We start from the raw sequence: 21,556 nt of genomic DNA, 5'->3' as shown, positions 1-21,556 counted from the left end.
TAATTATGAGTCAAATCAACTATGGAGTAGTAGGGACTGGCTATTTTGGCGCTGGTCTTGCAAGAATACTGAACCGTTTAGAAGATGCAAAAATTGTAGCGGTATATGATCCAAATAATGCAGAAGCTGTAGCTGCAGAGCTAGAGTGTGAAGTTGAACCTGATGTTGAAGCATTGTGTCAACGTTCAGATATAGATGCGATTATTATCGCTTCACCAAATGGATTTCATAAGCATCCCGTGTTAAGTGCTGCTCAAAATAACAAACATGTATTTTGTGAAAAGCCAATTGCTTTATCCTATGAAGATTGCAATGAGATGATTGAAGCTACGAAGCGAAACGACGTGACGTTTATGGCAGGGCATGTTATGAATTTTATGAACGGGGTACGGACAGCGAAAAGATTGATTAATGAAGGTGAAATTGGTGAAATTCTTTTCTGCCATGCAGAACGAAATGGCTGGGAAGAAGCACAAAAAGAAGTAAGCTGGAAAAAACAAAGAGAACTTTCAGGCGGTCATTTATATCATCATATTCATGAACTTGATTTTATTCAGTTTTTAATGGGTCCAGCTAAACGTGTATCGATGGTTGGCGGAAATGTTGCGCATCAAGGGGAACAATTTGGTGATGAAGATGATATGCTGCTAATCACGCTTGAATTTGAAAATAAACGATTTGCAACATTACAATATGGATCTGCCTTTAGATGGAGCGATCATTTTGTAAAAATCCAAGGAACAAAAGGTGCCATTTTAATCGATTTGCAAGATGTAAAAGTCGTTTTAAAAACGCCAGAAAAAGAAGAAAGATATTTACTGCATGAATCGAAAGAAGAAGATGAGGATCGTACAAGAATCTATAGTGGGTTAAAGTCTGATCAAGCGATTGCCTATGGTAAACCAAATCAAACACCGCCAATGTGGCTGAACTCGATTATGGAAAAAGAAATGAAGTATTTCCATAGCATTATGCAAGGTGCAGAGGTAGAAGAAGAATTTATTCCTCTATTGGACGGTACTGCAGCGAGAGCCTCTATTGCGACAGCAGATGCTCTTACATTGTCATTGAATGAAGATCGAAAAGTTAGTGTTGACGAGATTACATCTAAAGGTGTTTATCAAAAGTAATTTTTAATGTTGAATAAAATGATTTAATTCGGGCATTATTAGCGGGCATCCTTTACAGGACAAGCCCATAGTAATGCCCTATTCCTTTCACTACAACAATCTGTATCTTATTAATCAAAAAAACAACTCCTCATCGAAGGTGCTATTTTATAAGATTATAAAGTTGGCAACGGTTGGATGGCTGCCTTTTTCTTAACACGTCGCCATAAAACCAACATATAAACAAATAGAACAAAAATGATAATATACGCAGTTAGCATAGAACTTTCTGCATTTCCCATAAAGTTAAAGAAATTATTCAAACCATGGAAGAGAATCGTCAAAATAATGGATTGCCCATCGATAATTAGTAACGAAAGAACGAGACCTACTAGGAGTGCATATATAATTTGAATGATTGTATCCTCAATAGATTGCCCTCCAATTAGCTGCAATGCATGGGTGATGCCAAACAGTATGCTCGAAATCCATACCGCAACAAAGGTTCCCTTAGGTAGTAACATACGAAGTAGGATGCCTCTAAAAATGGTTTCTTCAATAAACGCAACAATAAACATTTGCATCAACAACATAAGTAGTAAATCGCTAATGGATGCAAAATTCAAACCTTTTGTACCAATTAAAATAATACATAACACGATAAGGAGCGGTGAGTATACGATAATATTTTCTTTATTGATGCCAATGAAGAAGTAATGGCGCCATTTCTTTTTGATAGCAATATAAAGAAAGAGGCCAATTGCCAAAGGAATCAACAAAGCAAATTGTAAAAAAGGGCTTGATGGCTGTTGAATGGATACGAATGCCCCATTTACAACATAAAAAATTATGAGAAGCATTTCTAAACCAATAATTTTCAAAATGATTTTTTTCATTTCGTCGATTCCCTTCAAAGTTAATGATTTTACTTTTCTTTATTTAATGTTTGAATGCACGGTTTTATGATGGGATTGCAGAAGCTTTTCGTAACGCACTAGAGATTAAGATATAGATAAAAATGATAATAGCTAGTAAGCTAGCGATGATAGAAAAAGCAGAAGTGTTCGAAACTAATTCAAACAGCGGTGTATACCATTCGAAAATAACCATCATGATCGGAATCAACGCAAGTAATCCAATAAAGCTATAGCCACCCAATGTACCAAAGCGGTAAAAGATGACATTTAAAAGCAAGCTTGAAGTTAAACAGAATAGAAGTAACACGGTATCCATCGACATTGTTAATAAAAATGAATCAGAATTGCTGAAAAATAAAATAGGGTGGACGATGATCATATTGTCATAATTTAATAGGTTAGAAATGAGGGCTATGATTTTATGTGTACAAGCGATTACAAATGCACCAGCAAGGCTCCATACGATGAAAAATAAGCCAACATTGCACATATACTGCATACGACTTAAACCAAGCTTCAAAAAATAAGGCAAAGTGTTATTTAAAATTTTTGCTCCCTTTATACTGTAAAAAATATAAACAGGTATTGAAATCGTCATAGCAAAGGATACATACTGTCCAAAAAAGGCGTCGATGAAAAAAGATAAAATGACGATTGAAAACACAATCATCCAAAAAATAATATTACTTTTTTTATAGCTTTGAAATAAAACGTATAAGCTACCTTGTACTGTTTTCATTTCGCTAGCCTCGCTTTCTGCTGCTTACTTAAATACACTAATAGGTCTTGTAAAGATACATTTTCTAGCGTGATGTTATCTCCTTCAATAACATGACCATCTGCATATACAATGGCGGTCATCTCCTGCATAAAAGTGTGCATGTAAATTACTTCAAAGTCTTTGATTGCGTGCTCGACATCTTGTGTGCTGCCTTTAACTGCAACGATATATTTTTCCCATTCTTCTACGGTTTTTTGAAGCAATATTTCACCTTCGTGCAGGATAAGAATTTCCTCAAACAATTCACTAGCTTCATCTATTAAATGTGTCGATAAAAGAAATAGCCTTGGGTTTTCTATTTGTTGTTCTATTAATAAATCATAAAATGTATTTCTTGCAGCAACATCTAATCCAATATAGGGTTCATCAAATATTGTGATTGTTGCATTACTAGCAAACCCTGTTATAATACCGAGTGCAGAGGCCATCCCTTTCGAAAGATTGCGCACCTTATATTTTGGATGAAGAGCAAACACTTGCAGAAGCTCATTTGCAAGCTCACCATCCCACTTTGGATAGAAAAAACTATTGGCTTTTAAACTTTGCGCAACTGTCATATCTTCTTGAAAATTCCTACTCTCAGCGACATAACAAATGTCTCGCAATATCACTGGAGCATTAAAAACATTCTCGCCATTGAAACAAATTTGTCCTTCGGTTGTCGCAATAAGCCCTGCTAAAAGATTGAGGAATGTTGTTTTACCAGCGCCATTATGACCTAACAAACCAATAATTTTAGGCCCTTCTAGAGTGAATGATACATTTTTTAAAGCATACTTTTGCTTATACAACTTACTTACATTACTCACATCGATCTTCATACGTTATCCCCTCTGTAACATATTTTGTAATTCTTCATCTGAGATACCTAAACGGATTGCTTCTTTTTTTAATGGTTCAATATGTTGAGCAAAGAAAATTTCCTTCCGTTCGGCTATTAAAATTTTCCGTGCGTCAGGACTAACAAACATACCTACACCTCGTTTTTTATAAATGACACCCTTTTCCACTAATTCGTTCACGCCCTTTCCTGCAGTTGCAGGATTAATTTGATATTCTTTTGCAAATTCATTTGTCGATGGAATGCGATCTTCAGATTGTAGTTGCCCATCAAGTATTGCATCTACAATCCGTTCACGAATTTGTTGGAAAATTGGTTTTTCATTGCTTAAAGAATAAATCACAATCCACCTCCTAGTTAATTGGTTCATTACTTATGTAACTAACCATACAACGTAATAATTAAATTGTCAATTTATAGTTGGTAAATTTTTCTTTAAATGTGCGGAACGAATAAAGTTGGAATCAGTAAATAAGGTTTACTGTTATGGAAAAGAAGATGGAAAGGTCTACCATAAATACTGTGAAAGACTTACAGATTTGAAAAAGGTGAAGGATATGCTGGAAGCTGAGAGAAAGTTCAGTTCAAAGCAGAATTCATAAGACAATAATAGGAGATTGAGCGCGGGGGAAGAGAGAAAAAGATTGAGGACGAGTAAAAAATCAAAGGGAAAACTCGCTTACAGAGCGAAGTTTGGAGAAATATTTTTGTTTATTTGTATTGCATGATCAACATAGTACGGTAGCGATTAGTCGTATTATCGAAAGTGATTATGGTCATGAATAAGTCTAAAGGAATAATGAATAGACCTTTCATCTTTTTTTCTTCAACAATAGGACCAAATTGTTGAGGAATATTTATGGATATTATTGTTAAATATAGAGTGGAATAAAGTTTAACTGCATTTTGATTAAGCTATTTTCAAAATGGAGTTTTTGCATTTGGTGATAAATAAAGTCTGAAGGTAATTTTTATTAATTTTTATTTTTTATTTGCAAATAAATCTTTACTTGGTTGGGAAGGGCAAATAAGAAGGTGAATTATCCAGGTAAAACAATTAACATACCACCAATAGCATTTATAGTGAATAAATCACTTCTCCGTTCGTTTCTTACTAAACACAAAAAACGAGCCCAATTAATGGACTCGTGCTCGGATATTACATATTACCTTCGTTCCAAGGGTCGATAGCCCAAGTTATACCAGCCACTGTTGCTTGAATACGCATTTGACTGCGGTTGGCATCAGTAACGCTAGCAAACGTGTAGTTCAAACGACCATCACCATTGAAATTTGCTGGGAAATTTGCAACAGGAATATTACCAGTGTATTCACGATGAGTATACCACGAGCCATTTACGATAGATTGAATTCGTAAAGTTCCTTGTACCCCACTGAAAAACTCAGTGTCCAATGTACAAGCTACATCGTAATTTGAGCCACTTTTGTCGCTACCTACTACGGTAAGAGTGAAAACTCCTTGTCCTCCTGCATTTGCTGCACCTTTGATAGATTTACTACGAGAAAATGTTGACATAATAAAATACCTTCTTTCCAAAGTTTTTAACAGTTTAACGACATATTTAGGTCAAAATTCACCCATAAAATGTGTACAAGTGAGTTAACTACGAGAAATGGCGTTTGCTTTACTGCTTACACTATATATGTAACGTGAATATCTCCTTCTGTGACGTTACATGGAAAAAATATTAAAATAAAAGAAAGACGACCCGAAGGATGCCATAATCGACTTGGTCGACAATTTTCAAATCCTAATACTAGTCCTTCCATGAATAAAAATTCTGCTAATTGTATGACAAAGAATTGGACGAATAGGCTTCGCAAATGAATGTGATGCTTTCTGAACCGATGAACGACTAAAAATTGAAGGAGACGAACAACGACGAAGGTTTCGAATTTTACTTGAAGGTACAAGTGTCATTAGAGAATTTCCGAAACAATTGATTAAAGAAAGCAATGAAATAGAAAAGGAACTCTCGAATTTCTTCCATCAAGTTACATCTCACATAGTCAATTCCTTCGTAAGGCACATATAGAATCTAACGGCGAAGCGAAGGAATCAGCGGAATTTGCCGATCAATGGAAACCGACCGATGATAATATGCTTAAAGAATTGGGAAATATGAATCAGATAGTGAATGATATTGAAGTTGAGATTATCCATAATGGAGAAGGCGAAATATATGCTGTGACGCATCAACTGAACGCGGAAAGGTTTTCTGAAATTGAAAAGTTTGTCAAATAGGGATGATAGCGGATGCGTTGACGATGAAAACTATTCGTCGTTTTTTAATTTTAAAACCCTTTGTTATGCGAGGGATTACAAAGAGCTTTTAGCTATGAACAAGAAAAAAATGCCGTACAAATAATTCGGGTCTAATCACCGACTTCAAAAGGGGGTCAAAACGCATAATAAAAGATTAGTACATACAACATAAAAGTATAGCGTTCTTTAAAATTCAGAAGGGTTTGAAACCAAAAAAATATACAAGAGGAGCAGATGGTGGAATATTCTAACAGTCTTTAACGTTGATAATGGTATGTAAATGAAGAGGTTTATGTTTTGTAATATTTCAAGAACTCATCTGTAATTACAGGAATGAATTCTTTTTAATGTGAAAAATTCAAGACAAAAATCAAACACTTCGTAGGGTTCGATCTTTATAACAAAATGTACTTTTAAGTCAGGACTGTTTATTCGAAAGTTAGGACAGGCAAGACGACGAACAAGTACAATGATTGCACATGCATTATCAGTGAAAGGGTATAAGGTGCTTTTATGTGATTGGGGTCCTCAAGTAAATGCAATGACTGCGATTCAAGAAGAGGACCTCTCCCTCAAATCGTGACAGAGGTAAAAGAAATCTATATCTACTGCTACGCTTTAGCGATTTCGCATTATACCCTCGCTTCTTAGAGAAGAAGTCCCCTACAGCCCGTGTTCAATATTTTTCTTCGTTAATTGAACCATAAAAAAAAGATTACGATTTTATCTTTATTGATGTACCGCCAACAACTTCAATCATTACAGATGCAGCTATGATTACTTCTGATTTAGTAGTGGTTAAGAGCGTAGTTTGCAGGGGGCAGAAGTGTTCACTGGTTACCTGCAATCATTATTGACGATTATGACGCTGATTTAGATATCGTCGGCATTTTACCAGTCTTTCTGGCTTAGTGGAAGTATTTAAGTAATCAGATACAAAAAATTGTAATAAATAAGAGAATATCCAAATATACAAATGTGGAAATTTCCTTGTAGTCACAGATTACAAAAACCTTTTCACATCTAATAAGGGCGAACTAGGATTTGAAGGCGTTGAAATATTTAGCGCCTATATCTACATTCTTATTATTTTGATTAGAATAGGAGGTGCAAAATGGAATTTTTAACAGAAATAGCAACATCACAAGTGGTTTGGGCAATTTTGTGTATTTTATTAACAGTGGCAGTTATAAGGGAAATGCGGATTGAAAATGTAAAAAGGGAAATTAAATTAATTGATCTTTACGAAGAGTATCGAAAAGAATCAAAAATACGTGAACAACAACTAATGTCTCACCTGGAACGCAGTAATGAATCTCAAGAGCAAACCATAACAGCTTTGCTATCGATAAATTCAACTCTAGCTACACTTGAAGGTCGTGTTGATAGCATAGAAAGAATTTGTAATAAGTAGAGGACAACATTGTTGGTAGTATGTTTTTTGTAGCGATTATAGTATAAAATATTACTTTTTCAAAAGAAAATATAAACAGTCCAATGATAGAAATATACTTAGATAAAATGTAAACCTCCTTCAAAATGGAGGTTTTGTATTTGCTATTAATAAAGATGGAATAAAATTTTTAATTAAGCTTTATTTCAAGCCAACATCTATTAAAAGAGTCGATGTCTGTAAATATGTTGAGAATATTATTTAATCTATTACCCTTACCTAACGACGTTGTAAAAAAGCTTAGAATTAATACTAAAATGTAAAATTTGTTCGTTTTACTGTAGCACGGAAGATTAAAAAAAGCCTTTCCTTCGAGAAAGGCTTTTTCGTTTTTAAAATGAAGTATGGAGGATTAGCCTAATGATTAATAAGAAAAATTATCATTTAAATTATATATACTCATTTTTTCTCACATCACATTGTGGAAATTTAATATAAAATTGTATACAATTAAAACAGGAACGTACGTTCTCTAAATAATCCTAGTGGATAATTTTTCATATTGAATATTGTTACTAGTTTAAAAAATAGTTTTTTTACACACCGAGTGTCACAAAAAAAAAAAAACAAACACATCTCCTTTTATAACCATATTTACCAAAAGGAGGTAAAAATAATGAATAAATCAAACGTTTCATTATGGTGTGATTTAGAAAAAATGGTGGAATTATATGCAAAAGAGACGGAAATATACAAAAAAGAAACGATTCTATCAAACGTATTCGAAGAAATGAAGAGTTATATTAGTAAATGCATAAACAATGCGTATTTAAAACCAAGAAACTACGGTCTAGAGATTCCAAAAGAAGACTTCGAGTCACGATTCATGCAAAATCTGTGGGAAGCAGTTGAATCATTTCAAGTTGGTGGTTCCACTTTCAAGAATATCGTAATTCGTAGGTTTGACTTTGCTGAAAAGCATACATGGAATCAATATAAAACAAAGGGAAACAAAGATGATAAAGATGGTGTTTCGTACGAATCAGCAAGATTGGACTCACTGGACAGAAAAATAGGAGGTTCTGAGTCAGAGGAAGAAACAACGCTTGCAAATCTTTTAAACTGGAAAGTAGTTTCAACAGAAGACAAATTTCTTGACCAAATAGAAGAAGCTTCAATTATTTCTGAATTCGCAAGAGTAAACGAAAGGTATGCTAATATAATTCGATTCATGGCGTTAGGTTACAAGGGAGATGCTTTAGCTATTGCAACAGGGGAAGCAGATTCTAACAATCCGAAGTTTAGAAAACTGATTCAGCGATCAAAAGAATCATTTGCAAAATTCATGAACGAAAGATCTTCTTTATAATCGGTACTTTTTCCCACCTTTAACCTCCTTTTAATATTGAACTTAAGCTGGTTAAAGAATGAATCTGCTTGTATTACACTGCCTAAAAAAGAACATACGTTCTTTTTTAGGGCTGGAATACGCCATTTAAGTTTCTATTAGGCTTTATAAAAGGTAAGATGAAATGAATAATGACGATTAGAATTTCAACATTTATCATAAGTGTTGAAATTTAAATTAATCAGTGTAATTCTGCGCTCATATAGGTACTTTATATACCGGAGAGTACCTGTCACGTATACTGTATGTGTCGAGTTTTCATTGCCATAACTACAGGTTATTTCAATGTTGTGTTATTATTATCCTAATTACATAATATAAACCAATAAAAAATTATTGAGGGGTAATAACATGAAAAGAAAAACAAAGGCGACTATCGTTATCATTGTAATGATGGTCATTTTTGGGATTTTTAGTTACATTAAATTCACCGAACAAACGGAGAAACCTGTTCCTGAAAAAGAAAAATCACCTGTTGTTGAAAATTCTGGAGAACCACTTGAAGATAAAAAAGTTACAGAGGAAGAACTGCTATATCCTAATAATTTAGGTGAACAAAAGGTGAGCGAAGCCATTCACAGCATGTCTCACCAAAAGGTTCAATCTGGTGCTCAGTGGGGTCACACGCAAATAACACAAGAAAAAGTTGACCGATTGTTGGCTGTATGTAAAATGAACGATTATGAACATAACGATCTTTACATTCCCATTTTGGAAAGATGGTCGAAAGGTGATTTTTCAAACGCCGTTGACGACCATAATCAAATATGGAAAATGCATCAAGGCGGAAATGAAAACGCTCCAGGAAAAGCAACTCGTTTGTCGACTCCAGAGGAGGAAGAATATTATAAAAAAGAATATTTCGGAAATAAATCTGACATTCAAAATGAAACAAACTATGGCGCTCAGCGATGAGTGCTATTTTTCTATTTGTAAGCCATTTACTAGTCTGTAACAATCCCCTTTCCCATATACTAACAAAACAAAAGATCCGTAATGAAAATACGAACCCTTTGTGAAATTATTATTTAATCATTGCTTTTTCAAATTTCTCTGGAGGGTAGGGCTTTTTTCCGTTTGCTTCACGATCAATATTTAATTCCAGTTGGAGTTTCTCTTCATAAGCACGTGTTTCTTTTCGAACGACTTTTTTATCATACTTTCGTTTATTGGCGCTCGCTTTTACATGCGTCGAATCAATAAATACATGGTCCGCATGAAGGAGCCCTCGATTCATAATTTCTTTTAGAATACGATAGAATATTTGTTCAAACACATTTGTGTCTTGGAAACGTCGTGCATAATTTTTACCGAAGGTAGAGAAGTGAGGAACTTCTGTATGGAAGCCAAAACCTAAAAACCAGCGATAGGCCATATTCGTTTCAATTTCTTTGATAGTTTGACGCATAGAGCGAATACCAAAAACGTATTGAATAAAGGTCATTTTAAAGAGAACAACGGGGTCAATACTTGGACGTCCTATAGATGAATAGAGGTTTTCCACTAATGGATAGATAAACGAAAAATCAGTCGCTGCCTCTAGTTTTCGAACTAAATGGTCTTGTGGCACCAATTGGTCAATTGTCAGCATTTCTAATTGGTCACGTTCATTGATTTGATTTTTCGACATCATTTTCCATCACCTCAAATAGATTATTTTATTTATAGTTGATTGATAGCAATTCATATCAAGTTGATTGGAGCGAAGGGCGGGCGACTCCTGCGGGAAAGCACAGAACGTAAGACGCAACAAACCGCGCCTTAGCGAGGGTTGCGGCATACGTGTGTGCCCGCGGAAAGCGCCCGAACGTAGCGGAAATCAACGGCAGTAGACATCTATTTTTATTTTAAAATGAAAAAAGACTGTAGGCAAACTCGAAAAATTTCGAGTTTGTCTACAGTCTGAGCCTTTCCATTCTGGAAAGGCTTTTTTCATTTTTAATTATTTAATTTCTCACAATCTATTAATAATTATTACAACAAAATGTAAAAAAATTAAAATTTAGTAGCATATTTTAAAAACGTACGTTCCTAATTTTACGAAACATATTTTACCTATTTAGTCACAAAATTAATAAAGAACCACACATTTCATAGTAGTGAGTGGTTCTTTCACTAAGGTGAGTTTAATGCTCATTTTGGTGAGACGAGAGAAATTACAAGAGAAGGGATCTCAAATCTGCTCATAAAAAAGGAAAAGGAGAGATAACAATGGATGAAATGGTATTGAGAGTTCAAAGATGGGTTAATCAAGAGTATAGTCACTTACCAGGCTTTAACGAAAGGGTCCCGGAAAATGGAAAACCAGGCTGGCCAACGATGTACGGTTTAACCAGAGCGTTGCAACTTGAATTAGGAATTACTAATACTGCCAATAGCTTTGGCCCAACAACTGCTAGTGAGTATAATCGTTTCGGTATTCTTGAATTAGGAAAAGTTCCAGATACTGGTCAAGCTAAAAATATCGTAATGATACTTCAGGGGGCAATGTATTGCAAGGGATATAATCCAACTGGATTTACAGGAACATTTGGTGAGGGGACAAAAGCAGGGATTATTAATTTACAAACCGATGCTGGATTACCTGTGAGAGATGGGAAAGTTTATGACTATGTTTTTAAAGCTTTCTTAACAATGGATGCTTATCGCCTCACTCAAGGTGGAGATGCAAAAATCAGACAAATTCAACAAGATTTAAATAATAAGTATTACCAAACTGCTGGAGTTCAACCAACAGATGGTCATTATCAACGTGGTACAAATAAAGCTTTAGTGTATGGCTTGCAAACAGAAATGGGAATTCCTGCAGCTTCTCAAACTGGCTCGATTGGTCCTGCGACAAAGGATGGATTACCAATTCTAAAAGAAGGTAGTTCAGGTAGATTTGTTACATTATTCCAATATGCGTTATATTTTAATGGATATGATTCTAGTCCATTTTCAACAACATATAATTCTATTATAGTAAATAAAGTTAAGGAATTCCAAGAATTCATACTAATTCCTGTTGATGGCGTTGCTAATAAGTCAACTTGGTTATCAGCATTAGTTAGTACGGGAGATCCAAGTCGAAAAGGAACGGCTTGTGATTGTATAACGGAAGTCACTTTAGAGAGGGGCAAAGCTTTAAAAGCTGCTGGTTATGAAACTGTAGGACGTTATCTTACTAATGTTTCAGGTGGTATAAACAAAAAACTACAACCAGGTGAATTGAAAAATATTTTTGATGCGGGATTATCTGTATTTCCAATTTTCCAAACTTATGGTGGACAGGCTTCAAGTTTTAGTGCGGAACAAGGTGGATTGGATGCAATAGCTGCATACGATGCAGCAATAAAATATGGATTCAAAGATGGTACTACTATTTATTTTGCAGTTGATTTTGATGCATACGGGACAGATATTACGGATAATATTCTTCCTCATTTCAAAGCTATAAATAAGAAAATGATTCAACTTGGTGGATTTTATAAAATAGGTGTTTATGGGCCTCGAAGCGTATGTATTCAAGTTTCAGAGAAAGGTTATGCAAAGACAAGTTTTGTTAGTGGGATGTCTACAGGATTTAGTGGGAATTTAGGATATCCGCTACCAAAAAACTGGGCTTTTGATCAAATTTCAACGATTAAAGTGGGATCAGGTAGTGGTGCTATCGAAATAGATAATAATATTAAATCAGGTAGAGATAATGGTGTTACTAAAACAGAAATTAAGAAGTTATCCTTTATACTTCAGCTTGCTGAAATGGCGAGAAATGCGTATTATGATCGACCTATAGGATATGAAATTTCAGAAGGATGGAAATTATACAAAAAAAATCCAGATTCATTTACTTCTTTTGATGTACATGTGTATAGAAAAGAAATTTCCGTAGGGAAATATGCGTATACAGTTGCATTTAGAGGTTCACAGGAGTGGGAGGACTTTCTAGTAGATTACTTACAAGTAGTGCGAAACATTGGAGGATTACAAATTGGTGATGCTGTTGATTATGTTAGAGAATTAATACAAACTGATTCTGAAATGATGAGTCATATGTATATTACAGGTCATTCACTTGGTGGGTACTTGGCACAATATGTACAAAGCGAAATGGTTGATGAAAATTTACCTTGGATTGATTCAAACACAATGACATTTAATGCGCCAGGTTTTAATCCTGATATCAATTTTGTTGATATTTCACATCAAGCAAAAATAATCCAAAAACTTGTTAATGATAAACTAAAAAAATATGATGATTTTATAGTTAATCATCGTATTAACCTAGATATTATAAGTTTTTTTGGAGATGACTTAGGAACGGTGTATACTTACAGTGCAATTCTAGGCAGTATGGATCCTTTATATTATCATAGTCTAGATCGCTTCAAAGAAGTAATTTAAAATAGAAGTGTTTCTAATAAGTTCACTCTACCCCGATAGGGAAATATCTGGTTTTTTATAAACGTTTAACAGTCGAGTTTATGAATTACAAATAAACTATGAACTTAACTTTACTCGTTGTCCCTGGTTACAAGAATGCTGGTACTGGTCCAATAATAAAGTTTTTGAGAAGAGCGAAATTTTGATAATTTGGTGAAGATGGTGAAGATATGAATTTTCAATAATATGAACGTAAGCAGTGGAATAAAAAGTGTAGGACGAGATCCTAGGATATGGCAAAAAGAGTGTTATCTCAATCAAGAATAAGAGCAAAAAAATAAGATAACCTCCTATTATTGGAATTCACTATATTTAAAAGACTATTAAAAGTCCTCCAGATTGTTTAACTGGAGGACTTTCGTGTTCACATAATTATCGTTATTGGAAATTGATAAATATTAACTTATTTGTCTTATAGGTTAAATCGAGAACAATTAGATATACAGAGATAATAAAGTAGTTTAAAAAAACGCCAGTCCTGTTATTCAACAATCGGACCAGATTATTGAGTGACCTTATTATTGTTTCGTTAAGATTGTGAAAAAGTGTACTTATGCCAGCGTGGCAGTTTAGTTGAATGGAAAATGTTATAATATTATTAAAAATCAAGAAATGGAGTTTGGAAAATGAAGAGTATTAAAAGACTGATTCAAATCTTCTTAGCAAGTACATTAATCCTAATTCTTAGTGGATGTTTCTCTAAAGATGATCTGAATCAACCAATACAAGAATATTTAAAAACAAACTATGGAATACAAGGTGAATTTTCTGTTATTCAGACAACTAATAATTCGTTTGAAGGGATTGACCATCAAACTTATGTAGAAATGAAAAAGCCATATCGTACTTATCCGTTCTTAATGATTGAAAGAGATACTTTGAAAGTCTTAAAAGATGATAGTGACGATATCTATCTTGAACAATTCAAGGGTGCATATATTGAGCAGCACCCAGAAGTAGTCCAAGTAATGAAACAGATCATTAAAAAATATGGGCTAGTGAAATATCCTAATAAAGTTGTAGTAGAAGGGCATAAGCCTGTTCGTATATTTCCTTATGATAACATGGAGTTAAATATAAATAATTCTCAAGAACTACTAGATGATTTTACAAAGACTCAAAAGATTGATACTACTGGACTTTTACCTACATTAATACCAGGTGACCCCCGACGTGAAAATTATAATAGCAGGTATGTAGGTGTGGTGAATTTTCTATTTGAATTTGATATGAATAAAAATAAACTTCCTATTCCAAAGGCCAAAGATCTAATTGAGGACTTTCAAAAAAGTGGGGTATTAACAAAAGGAATATACAACATAGATATGTTAGTAGATGATTCAAATCCAGATCATTTTGTGGGATGGGAATATAATAATGTAGCTTTGTTTGAAGTCGATGAAAATGGTAACTATACCATAATTGCTACTCCTAAATATGATGATTTAGATTACTCTTACTTTTACGGAGATTATGCAGCTAAAAAAAATATAAAATAGAACTTTAAATTTAATTACTTAATTCGAATTGACCCAAACTACACGTGGTACTACTCCTATTAGTAATAAACCCTTCCTCATATTTACTTAAATCGAGAAAAGTTCGAGACAGAAAAGGCGCATGATATTGAATTATCACAAAGTCTCATCATACATTTAATTATATGGGTTAAATTATTATTTTCCCCAAAAAACTATTGGGGATTTAAGGGAATAAAATGAATCTTCTTCAACTAATGATAAGTTAGTTAAAGAAGACATGTGCTTGCACCTGTTCGTTTCATATAGTTTAATACATCTAATTTAAATTTAACAAAATAAAACTGCTTCGTTTTCTTAACGGATAAGCCACTATGCCCAAACTCTTTAAAAGCATTACCCATCGCCTTAATGGAGAATCACCTTTCCCATACTTCTTCGCTATCGCTCTATATCCTAGAGAGCCACTTAAATCTTCTTGAACCATCATCAATTTCAACTCTTCAATACATTTAGTCAAAAAAAATCACCCAAAAGTTCGTTTTTTACTCTAACTTTTGGGGTGCAGTACATTCTGTAACAAGGATTAGCACTCGTTTTCATTAAAGGACCAGATTATAGAATAAGGCGTCATACGGATTTACAACGTAAGCAAAGAAATATCCCCAAAAGGTCCTCTTCTTCATCCGTTATTTAATTTTAAGTTTAGAGATACGCTGTAGGGGTATACGTATAGAGAGTACCATTTAAAATTTAGGAGGAATAGAATATGTCACATGAACAACACCAAGAATTAATCCAGGCTTTACACCAATGTATGGCTGCCTGCAATCACTGCTTTGATGCTTGTCTAAAGGAAGACGATGTAAAGATGATGGCTGAATGCATCAGATTAGACCGAGAATGTGCAGATATCTGTAACTTTTTAGAGCAGGCGTTAGCACGAAATACACTATTTGCTTCAGAGCTTGCATCAGTATGTGCGACAGTATGCGAGGCGTGTGGCAATGAGTGTAAGAAACATGATCATGAACATTGCCAGCAGTGTGCGGAAGCTTGCTTCAAATGTGCAGAGGCTTGCAGAAAGCTAGCTGCTTAATTTTTTTTCTTACTTGAAAGATACTTTATCCAAGCATTAAGTATTTTTTCACGAGCGGGGACGTCCAATTGTTGGGCGTCTTTTTGTTTTTTTGCATATTAAGCATATGTGGACAGTTTCGGCATCGTTCTCAAGATTTAAAGCAATCGGCATTTTTATCTTTTCTATACTTCAATTACCGCACAGCACCTTTGAATGTAAAATGATAATCCACAATCTGGCGCTTTCCTGAAATAGGGGAAGGCCCCTAAAATAAAAAACAGATAGGACAGTATCAATAAATAATACTAGTTCTACCTGTTTCAATGATCAAACTTTTCTTACTCCTATCTATACCAATATTAAGCTACTGTTTTTTGCATGTAATAACCTGCGATAAATCAGTAAATGCTTCACCATTAATACAACTTTCATTAAGAAAAGGGAGTTTGCAGAAGCCTGTGAATAGCTCTAAAAAATAAATGGAACATCACCAAATTTACAGATAGTGACATAAAAATAATTAATGAAAATGGCATAAGACGCTTAATTAAAAAGAACGCCCACAATGGATTTGGACAATCGCTAGCATCAGTATTTAGGTCAGTTCGCCTTAGATGTTCCTTTTTTTACAATTATTTTACGCCTGGCACCCAACCGACATTACGTTTCATCATGTTCATTAGCGGTTCTGGAATGTTATTATCACGGCTCATATCCATTTCAGTAATAACTGGTTCACCAGCTGCTACTTTTTCTACCCAATGTGGTTCAATTAATAGCTCGCGACCAAGTGCAAGTAAATCAGCACCCGTTTTCATCGCTTCTTTCGCATCTTCTGGTGAATAAATAGAACCAACGCCTATCAACGGGACACGACCGTCAATCACGCGTTTTATAATTTTAATACGGTTTTCTTTTTCACCGCTATAACGACGCGCTTCTGCACGGAAATCACCTAATGAAATGTGTAAGTAATCGAGCTTTTCATCTGCTAAACGATCTACAAGTTGAACCGTTTCATCTAGAGTGATACCGTCATCTTCAGGCTCTTCTGGGCTAAAACGATAACCAACGATAAATTGGTCATCAGCATATTGCACTTTTGCACGGTTTATACTATCGATTATTTTTAATAAAAATGTCATACGTTTTTCAACAGAGCCACCGTAACTGTCTGTACGTTTATTTGTAAAACCTGAGAAGAATTGTTGCAATAAATACGTATTGGCACCGTGAATTTCCACACCGTCAAATCCTGCTTCAATTGCACGACGTGTCGTTTCACCAAATGCAAAGACTATTTCCTCAATTTCTTCTACCGTTAATGCACGAGCCACACCGCCATCTGCTGCAACGGTTTCACTTGCGCTTACGACATCGCCATTTGGCACAAGGTCACGTACTGCTTGGCGTCCACCATGATAAATTTGTAAAATTGCTTTTGCTCCACCATCGTGAATCGCATCAGCAATACGTTTTAAGCTAGGAATATATTCATTGCTATGCGCAGATATTTGACCTGGGAAGCCTTTCCCATTAGGAATCACGTACGCACATGCTGTAATCACCATACCGACGCCATATGAGCGCTCACGGTAATATGTAATCTCCGCATCTGATACTGTATCATCAGCATTTGCTGAGTAAGTTGTCATGGGCGCCATCATGTAACGATTACGAATTGTGACGCCGTTTTTAAAAGTAAATGGTGTTAAATAAGTTGTCATGTTATTCACTCCTTCTAAAACAAGAGTAAATTTATAGGATTTAAAAGTCAAAGATTGCGCTTGACTACTATATTTTATTTCCTGAATCATAATAAAAAGCAGTAGAACATAGGGGTCGTTGTGTTAAATCACTATTTAGATGGTCACATGAAGTAAAGAACTTTCATTCAATTAAGACACTCATGTAGAAATGGGTGTTTTTTTATTATAGGACCAAATTGTTTAATAAAGAGATTTTGCAATCTAGAAGAAATTATTGATTGTTATGTGTGCTATACTTGACTTTGCACATGACATTAATGAAAACTGCAAAGTATAATGTGACATCCCTCATGAACAAAGGAGAACTGAAAATGAGAAAACTTGTTCTATTTCTGCACACATCACTTGACGGTTTTGTAGAAGGGCCAAACGGTGAAATGGACATTGGTTGGGTTTCCTACGATTCTGATTTGGAGAAACATGCGAAAGAAATTCTGAGTACTGCCGACACTGTCATTTGGGGACGTGGGACTTATCAGATGATGCACAGTTACTGGCCATCTGTGCCTTCGAACCCATCAGCTTCGCAGTACGAACGGAATCATGCCGAGTGGATCGAAAAGACAGCCAAAATCGTTTTTTCCACGACGCTGGAGAAAGTCGAATGGAACAATTCTAGTCTGGTGAAAGAAAATGTCGAGGAAGAGATCAAGAACCTCAAACAGCAGCCAGGCAAGGATATGGTCATCCTAGGAAGTCCTAGATTCGCACACTACCTTATGCAGTTTGATTTAATTGATGAGTATAAAATTACGGTTTCTCCCGTCCTTGTCGGCAGCGGGTTGCCGTTATTCCAAGGTCTCAAGGAGAAGGTCAATCTTAAACTTATCGAAAACAAGACATTTGATTCTGGAGCCATAGGTCTCGTTTACCAGACGGTTAGATGACCTTGTCACCTAAAATAGATTACGCTAACAAGATTACGTTAGCACAATAAAAGCAGCGGCAGTCTAGGTCTTTCGAGTTCCTAGTCCGTCACTGCTTTTTTTACGAGTTAGTCTAATTCAGTTTGTCGGGTGATAGACAAACTTTGAAATTGTAATTGTATTATCTTGAAATCAAGTCTTCCATATAAGGATCCGATTCTGTAGCAAGAATCAACGCTCGTTTTCATTAAAGGGCCATATTCCAATAAAGAAGGATGGGTTTTTATTCCAATTTCTTGAAAGGCCGTCTGGAAGACAGAATTCTAGCAATACGAGGAGGACTTGTAAAATGAAAAACAAACCCAGGATTGGATTCCTGGGTTTGTTTTTACTTATTGGCAACTAGGACTAATTTACCTGTATCCAGTTCCTCTTCGTAGTGAGCAGCTTCCGATTTACTTAATCCAACAGAAGCTAATTTATTGCGGAGTTCATCTCCACGGGAATTCACCAAGTTCTTCATAGAAGTCAGGAACCCTTGCTCGCTAATACCAGCTTCTTCTGTCCCCAGTGCTTCGTTAATATCATCTTCACGATCTTCATAGTGTGCAAAGATGTAAATGTTATCTCGAAGATATCCTTGCGCTTCTAATTTCTCCACTTCTTGTTTCGCTTGTACGACGTTTTCTACTGTTAATTTGACTGTCATAATATATCCCTCCTATTTATGTTCACATTTAATCTATTCCACAAAATTGAATAAATAAAACATGGAAAAAGTCACCTTATGTGATAAAAGGCAATCACTTAAGCTGTATACCTGCATTTTTTATCGTTCATAATTACAGAAGGATAGTTGAAAAACAATCATCTACAATCGGCCACTTTTCTGGAATTCAAAAAAAGAACTTTGGCTGCAATAGCTGTCAGGTCCTTATTTTTATGCCATTTTATTGGTTTTTTCAATATCTTCTACTTTGATATACTTCAAGACAACGAACAGGAGAATAAATCCCAATACACTTGCCGTAATATAGCTTGCATTGAGATAGTTTTTCATGACTAGTGACATAATGGGAGGGCCAGCTGCAACGCCTATAAATCGTGCCGAACTGTAAAAAGAGGATACTGTTCCCCTTAATTCTTTTCTAATATTGTCAGTAATAATTGTGTCAAGTGCAGGTAATAGGGCACCGATAGCAATCCCCACTATACTTGTGATCACTAATAAAAGAATCAGCTTTTTGCTTGTAAACCCAACAAAGATAATACCGACAGACATTGCGATTAAGGAGGTAATGATTATTTTTTTAATTCTTCCAAGGTTTCCTTTAATTTTCCGCCCGGATATAAATGAAGCTATACAAAGTAATAATAGCGGGATGGCCAAGACAAACCCTTTTTTAATACCTTTTATATCATGAACTTTTTCGAGGTTTTCGGACAAGAAAAATAGCATACTAAATAATATGAGCATCACAAGGATCCCGTTAAGGAATACGGTATACAACCATTTTCCTTCCTCCTTGAAAACTTTTTTAGTATTTTGTAAAAACTCTTTGAACTTCAATGGTTCATCATCATCTTTCGGAGCTTTAACGAAGAAAAAAATAAGTACAATCGAAATCAGACTAAGCGCTGAAATGGAGAAGAAGGGAAGGAACCATAAAAAAGCTGCAAATATTGAACCTAGAATGGGGCTTAACACTTTCCCAAACGTGTTAGACGTTTCAATTATCCCTAATGTAGAGCTTATTTTTTCGTCATCATCCTGATAAAGATCACCTACAAGAGGCAATACAATTGGCATGGCACCAGCAGCACCTATTCCTTGAATAATTCTGCCCACAATAATCATTGTATAAGGGTCATCCATTTTCCATGAAGCAAATCCAGCAATTAGACCACCGATTAAAGCTAAAATTAAGCTCGGTAATATTACTATTTTTCTGCCGAAGCGGTCCGATAAATAGCCCGCTACTGGGATAAGAAAAATCGCTGCGACTGAATAGCTTGTAATGATCATGCTGGACTGAAATGAAGTAATCCCGACCTTATCTTCCAGTTTTGGGAGCACGGGAATAAGCATCGAATTTCCCAATGTCATGATAAGTGGAATGGAAGTCAAACTTACAATACACCAGACACTAACATTAACCTTCTCTTTGTCCATTACCACACCTCGTCTAATATTCTTTTTAAGGTATGGTTTCCTTTCGTGTTCATTTTATGCGCTGTTGTTGACTTTATTGGAATAATGCTTGGTAAGCTTGCTTGCCAAAGTAGATTCCAAAACCAATCATTAATAAGGCTGAGATAAAAGAGACTGTTTTCAAAAGCTTTATGGATAGTAATTTTCGAGCGACACTGGATAAAAAAGAATAAATAAAATCTATAAAAATAATGCCAATTAAAATAGAAGTACTGACTAAAATGATTTCATACCCTGTTGAAATATCAGACGTTTTTGCAAGTATGGAGCCGTAAATTCCCAGCCAAAAAAGGATGGTTAACGGATTCAAAAAAGACATGAAAAAACCAGACATAATCGAGTGTCTCAGTCTTGTTCTTTTACCCGTTTTCGAATCTATTTCAATTTTATGTAACGACAGTAAACTTTCGATTCCTGTATACAAAAGAACAAAACAGCCGAAAGACCAAAGAATTGTTTTTAGCCAGATGGAATTGATAAATTGTCCAATTCCATAATATACGATAAACATATAGATAATATCGGTCGTTATGGCACCTAGACTAAAAAACCATGCATGAAAAAAGCCATTTTTTAAACCTGTATTTATTAGGATAGACTTAACAGGTCCAATCGTTGCAGCCATTGATATACCTAAAAAGATATAGGTAACTATAGAATCCATAAAATAGCCTCCAATTATCAGATGTATTTGCATTTTATTCGAAGGCAATGACTTTTAGGACAATTTCAAAGTGCAATTCTAATAGCATTATTGGATTGGTAATCTCTGTTTTAGAGGTATATTTTTAATATAATTTTTTCAGATGTATATGAAGAGAGTAACGAAGTGATTTGATGAAACATCTTATACAAATTAGCTGAAAAAGCTTGAAAGACTCAAATCTATCTATTTATTGAACTAACGGAAAAGGTAAGTTTATTAAGATTAGCCGCAGCGAAAAATAAGAAAAAGTCATTCCCTCCACAAGCGGAGAGAATGACTTTCC

Annotated in this window: 18 protein-coding genes and 1 pseudogene; 9 read left to right on the top strand and 10 right to left on the bottom strand. The window is 34.9% G+C overall.

Annotated features, from left to right (window positions below):
* Nucleotides 1–5: 5 nt before the first annotated feature.
* Nucleotides 6–1,130, top strand: coding sequence for a Gfo/Idh/MocA family protein (locus JNUCC52_RS07770; RefSeq protein WP_139860578.1), 1,125 nt, complete (start codon nt 6–8; stop codon nt 1,128–1,130).
* 155 nt (nt 1,131–1,285) lie between these two features.
* Here JNUCC52_RS07770 and JNUCC52_RS07765 read toward each other — a convergent pair whose 3' ends face one another.
* The 5 genes from JNUCC52_RS07765 to JNUCC52_RS07745 form a co-directional block, all read right to left on the bottom strand.
* Nucleotides 1,286–2,005: a CPBP family intramembrane glutamic endopeptidase gene (locus tag JNUCC52_RS07765; protein WP_217270248.1), complete on the bottom strand. Its 720-nt coding sequence runs from the start codon at nt 2,003–2,005 to the stop codon at nt 1,286–1,288.
* Between the two features lie 64 nt (nt 2,006–2,069).
* A complete protein-coding gene (locus JNUCC52_RS07760) occupies nt 2,070–2,765 on the bottom strand; it encodes a hypothetical protein (RefSeq protein WP_337981865.1) in 696 nt (231 codons plus the stop codon).
* Complete coding sequence (locus JNUCC52_RS07755; protein WP_337981864.1) at nt 2,762–3,628, bottom strand: ABC transporter ATP-binding protein; 867 nt, start codon at nt 3,626–3,628, stop codon at nt 2,762–2,764. Before JNUCC52_RS07755 ends, JNUCC52_RS07760 begins: the two co-directional genes overlap by 4 nt.
* 3 nt (nt 3,629–3,631) lie before the next feature.
* Complete coding sequence (locus JNUCC52_RS07750; protein WP_337981863.1) at nt 3,632–3,991, bottom strand: GntR family transcriptional regulator; 360 nt, start codon at nt 3,989–3,991, stop codon at nt 3,632–3,634.
* A gap of 816 nt (nt 3,992–4,807) precedes the next feature.
* Complete coding sequence (locus tag JNUCC52_RS07745) at nt 4,808–5,185, bottom strand: hypothetical protein (RefSeq protein ID WP_337981862.1); 378 nt, start codon at nt 5,183–5,185, stop codon at nt 4,808–4,810.
* 1,475 nt (nt 5,186–6,660) lie between these two features.
* Here JNUCC52_RS07745 and JNUCC52_RS23175 point away from each other — a divergent pair.
* The 4 genes from JNUCC52_RS23175 (at nt 6,661) to JNUCC52_RS07730 (ending at nt 9,651) form a co-directional block, all read left to right on the top strand.
* Nucleotides 6,661–6,792 carry a hypothetical protein gene (locus tag JNUCC52_RS23175; RefSeq protein WP_443136921.1) on the top strand — a complete coding sequence of 44 codons (132 nt, stop codon included), beginning with the start codon at nt 6,661–6,663 and terminating at the stop codon, nt 6,790–6,792.
* A 257-nt stretch (nt 6,793–7,049) separates the two neighbouring features.
* On the top strand, nt 7,050–7,349 hold the full coding sequence (locus JNUCC52_RS07740) for a hypothetical protein (protein WP_337981861.1): 300 nt from the start codon (nt 7,050–7,052) through the stop codon (nt 7,347–7,349).
* A gap of 655 nt (nt 7,350–8,004) precedes the next feature.
* Nucleotides 8,005–8,697, top strand: a complete 693-nt coding sequence (bacL2, locus tag JNUCC52_RS07735; RefSeq protein WP_337981860.1) for a BacL2 family protein — start codon at nt 8,005–8,007, stop codon at nt 8,695–8,697.
* A 390-nt stretch (nt 8,698–9,087) separates the two neighbouring features.
* Nucleotides 9,088–9,651: a DUF6241 domain-containing protein gene (locus JNUCC52_RS07730; RefSeq protein ID WP_337981859.1), complete on the top strand. Its 564-nt coding sequence runs from the start codon at nt 9,088–9,090 to the stop codon at nt 9,649–9,651.
* Nucleotides 9,652–9,775: 124 nt separating this feature from the next.
* Here JNUCC52_RS07730 and JNUCC52_RS07725 read toward each other — a convergent pair.
* Nucleotides 9,776–10,369: pseudogene (locus JNUCC52_RS07725) on the bottom strand (transposase); the annotation flags it as partial.
* Nucleotides 10,370–10,947: 578 nt separating this feature from the next.
* On the opposite strand from JNUCC52_RS07725, the gene JNUCC52_RS07720 reads away from it, so the two are divergent.
* The 3 genes from JNUCC52_RS07720 to JNUCC52_RS07710 all read left to right on the top strand — a co-directional run bounded on the left by JNUCC52_RS07720 (nt 10,948) and on the right by JNUCC52_RS07710 (nt 15,738).
* Complete coding sequence (locus JNUCC52_RS07720; protein ID WP_337981858.1) at nt 10,948–13,122, top strand: glycoside hydrolase domain-containing protein; 2,175 nt, start codon at nt 10,948–10,950, stop codon at nt 13,120–13,122.
* A gap of 665 nt (nt 13,123–13,787) precedes the next feature.
* Nucleotides 13,788–14,660 carry a hypothetical protein gene (locus JNUCC52_RS07715; RefSeq protein ID WP_337981857.1) on the top strand — a complete coding sequence of 291 codons (873 nt, stop codon included), beginning with the start codon at nt 13,788–13,790 and terminating at the stop codon, nt 14,658–14,660.
* Nucleotides 14,661–15,408: 748 nt separating this feature from the next.
* Complete coding sequence (locus tag JNUCC52_RS07710; RefSeq protein ID WP_173478164.1) at nt 15,409–15,738, top strand: four-helix bundle copper-binding protein; 330 nt, start codon at nt 15,409–15,411, stop codon at nt 15,736–15,738.
* A gap of 614 nt (nt 15,739–16,352) precedes the next feature.
* On the opposite strand, the gene JNUCC52_RS07705 is transcribed toward JNUCC52_RS07710, so the two are convergent.
* Nucleotides 16,353–17,447 (bottom strand): NADH-dependent flavin oxidoreductase, encoded by a 1,095-nt coding sequence (locus tag JNUCC52_RS07705; protein ID WP_337981856.1) that lies wholly within the window; start codon nt 17,445–17,447, stop codon nt 16,353–16,355.
* Nucleotides 17,448–17,800: 353 nt separating this feature from the next.
* Between JNUCC52_RS07705 and JNUCC52_RS07700 the strand changes: the two genes are divergently transcribed.
* Entirely contained in the window at nt 17,801–18,376 is a 576-nt protein-coding gene (locus JNUCC52_RS07700) for a dihydrofolate reductase family protein (RefSeq protein WP_173478166.1), read from the top strand.
* A 367-nt stretch (nt 18,377–18,743) separates the two neighbouring features.
* On the opposite strand, the gene JNUCC52_RS07695 is transcribed toward JNUCC52_RS07700, so the two are convergent.
* From JNUCC52_RS07695 to JNUCC52_RS07685, 3 genes are all read right to left on the bottom strand, one after another.
* Nucleotides 18,744–19,064 carry a YflT domain-containing protein gene (locus JNUCC52_RS07695; protein WP_173478167.1) on the bottom strand — a complete coding sequence of 107 codons (321 nt, stop codon included), beginning with the start codon at nt 19,062–19,064 and terminating at the stop codon, nt 18,744–18,746.
* Nucleotides 19,065–19,295: 231 nt separating this feature from the next.
* Complete coding sequence (locus JNUCC52_RS07690; RefSeq protein WP_337981855.1) at nt 19,296–20,528, bottom strand: MFS transporter; 1,233 nt, start codon at nt 20,526–20,528, stop codon at nt 19,296–19,298.
* A 73-nt stretch (nt 20,529–20,601) separates the two neighbouring features.
* Nucleotides 20,602–21,231 carry a LysE family translocator gene (locus tag JNUCC52_RS07685; protein ID WP_173478169.1) on the bottom strand — a complete coding sequence of 210 codons (630 nt, stop codon included), beginning with the start codon at nt 21,229–21,231 and terminating at the stop codon, nt 20,602–20,604.
* Between the last annotated feature and the right edge of the window lie 325 nt (nt 21,232–21,556).

Source organism: Lysinibacillus sp. JNUCC-52, assembly GCF_015999545.1.
Classification (GTDB): domain Bacteria; phylum Bacillota; class Bacilli; order Bacillales_A; family Planococcaceae; genus Lysinibacillus.
The sequence above is the reverse complement of the archived record's forward strand: the minus strand, read 5'-3'. Positions and strand labels throughout refer to the sequence as shown.

Coding starts and splice junctions, on each gene's coding strand:
- JNUCC52_RS07770 (WP_139860578.1), top strand. CDS start 6: ATGAGTCAAATCAACTATGGAGTAGTAGGGACTGGCTATTTTGGCGCT.
- JNUCC52_RS07765 (WP_217270248.1), bottom strand. CDS start 2,005: ATGAAAAAAATCATTTTGAAAATTATTGGTTTAGAAATGCTTCTCATA.
- JNUCC52_RS07760 (WP_337981865.1), bottom strand. CDS start 2,765: ATGAAAACAGTACAAGGTAGCTTATACGTTTTATTTCAAAGCTATAAA.
- JNUCC52_RS07755 (WP_337981864.1), bottom strand. CDS start 3,628: ATGAAGATCGATGTGAGTAATGTAAGTAAGTTGTATAAGCAAAAGTAT.
- JNUCC52_RS07745 (WP_337981862.1), bottom strand. CDS start 5,185: ATGTCAACATTTTCTCGTAGTAAATCTATCAAAGGTGCAGCAAATGCA.
- JNUCC52_RS07740 (WP_337981861.1), top strand. CDS start 7,050: ATGGAATTTTTAACAGAAATAGCAACATCACAAGTGGTTTGGGCAATT.
- bacL2 (WP_337981860.1), top strand. CDS start 8,005: ATGAATAAATCAAACGTTTCATTATGGTGTGATTTAGAAAAAATGGTG.
- JNUCC52_RS07730 (WP_337981859.1), top strand. CDS start 9,088: ATGAAAAGAAAAACAAAGGCGACTATCGTTATCATTGTAATGATGGTC.
- JNUCC52_RS07720 (WP_337981858.1), top strand. CDS start 10,948: ATGGATGAAATGGTATTGAGAGTTCAAAGATGGGTTAATCAAGAGTAT.
- JNUCC52_RS07715 (WP_337981857.1), top strand. CDS start 13,788: ATGAAGAGTATTAAAAGACTGATTCAAATCTTCTTAGCAAGTACATTA.
- JNUCC52_RS07710 (WP_173478164.1), top strand. CDS start 15,409: ATGTCACATGAACAACACCAAGAATTAATCCAGGCTTTACACCAATGT.
- JNUCC52_RS07705 (WP_337981856.1), bottom strand. CDS start 17,447: ATGACAACTTATTTAACACCATTTACTTTTAAAAACGGCGTCACAATT.
- JNUCC52_RS07700 (WP_173478166.1), top strand. CDS start 17,801: ATGAGAAAACTTGTTCTATTTCTGCACACATCACTTGACGGTTTTGTA.
- JNUCC52_RS07695 (WP_173478167.1), bottom strand. CDS start 19,064: ATGACAGTCAAATTAACAGTAGAAAACGTCGTACAAGCGAAACAAGAA.
- JNUCC52_RS07690 (WP_337981855.1), bottom strand. CDS start 20,528: ATGGACAAAGAGAAGGTTAATGTTAGTGTCTGGTGTATTGTAAGTTTG.
- JNUCC52_RS07685 (WP_173478169.1), bottom strand. CDS start 21,231: ATGGATTCTATAGTTACCTATATCTTTTTAGGTATATCAATGGCTGCA.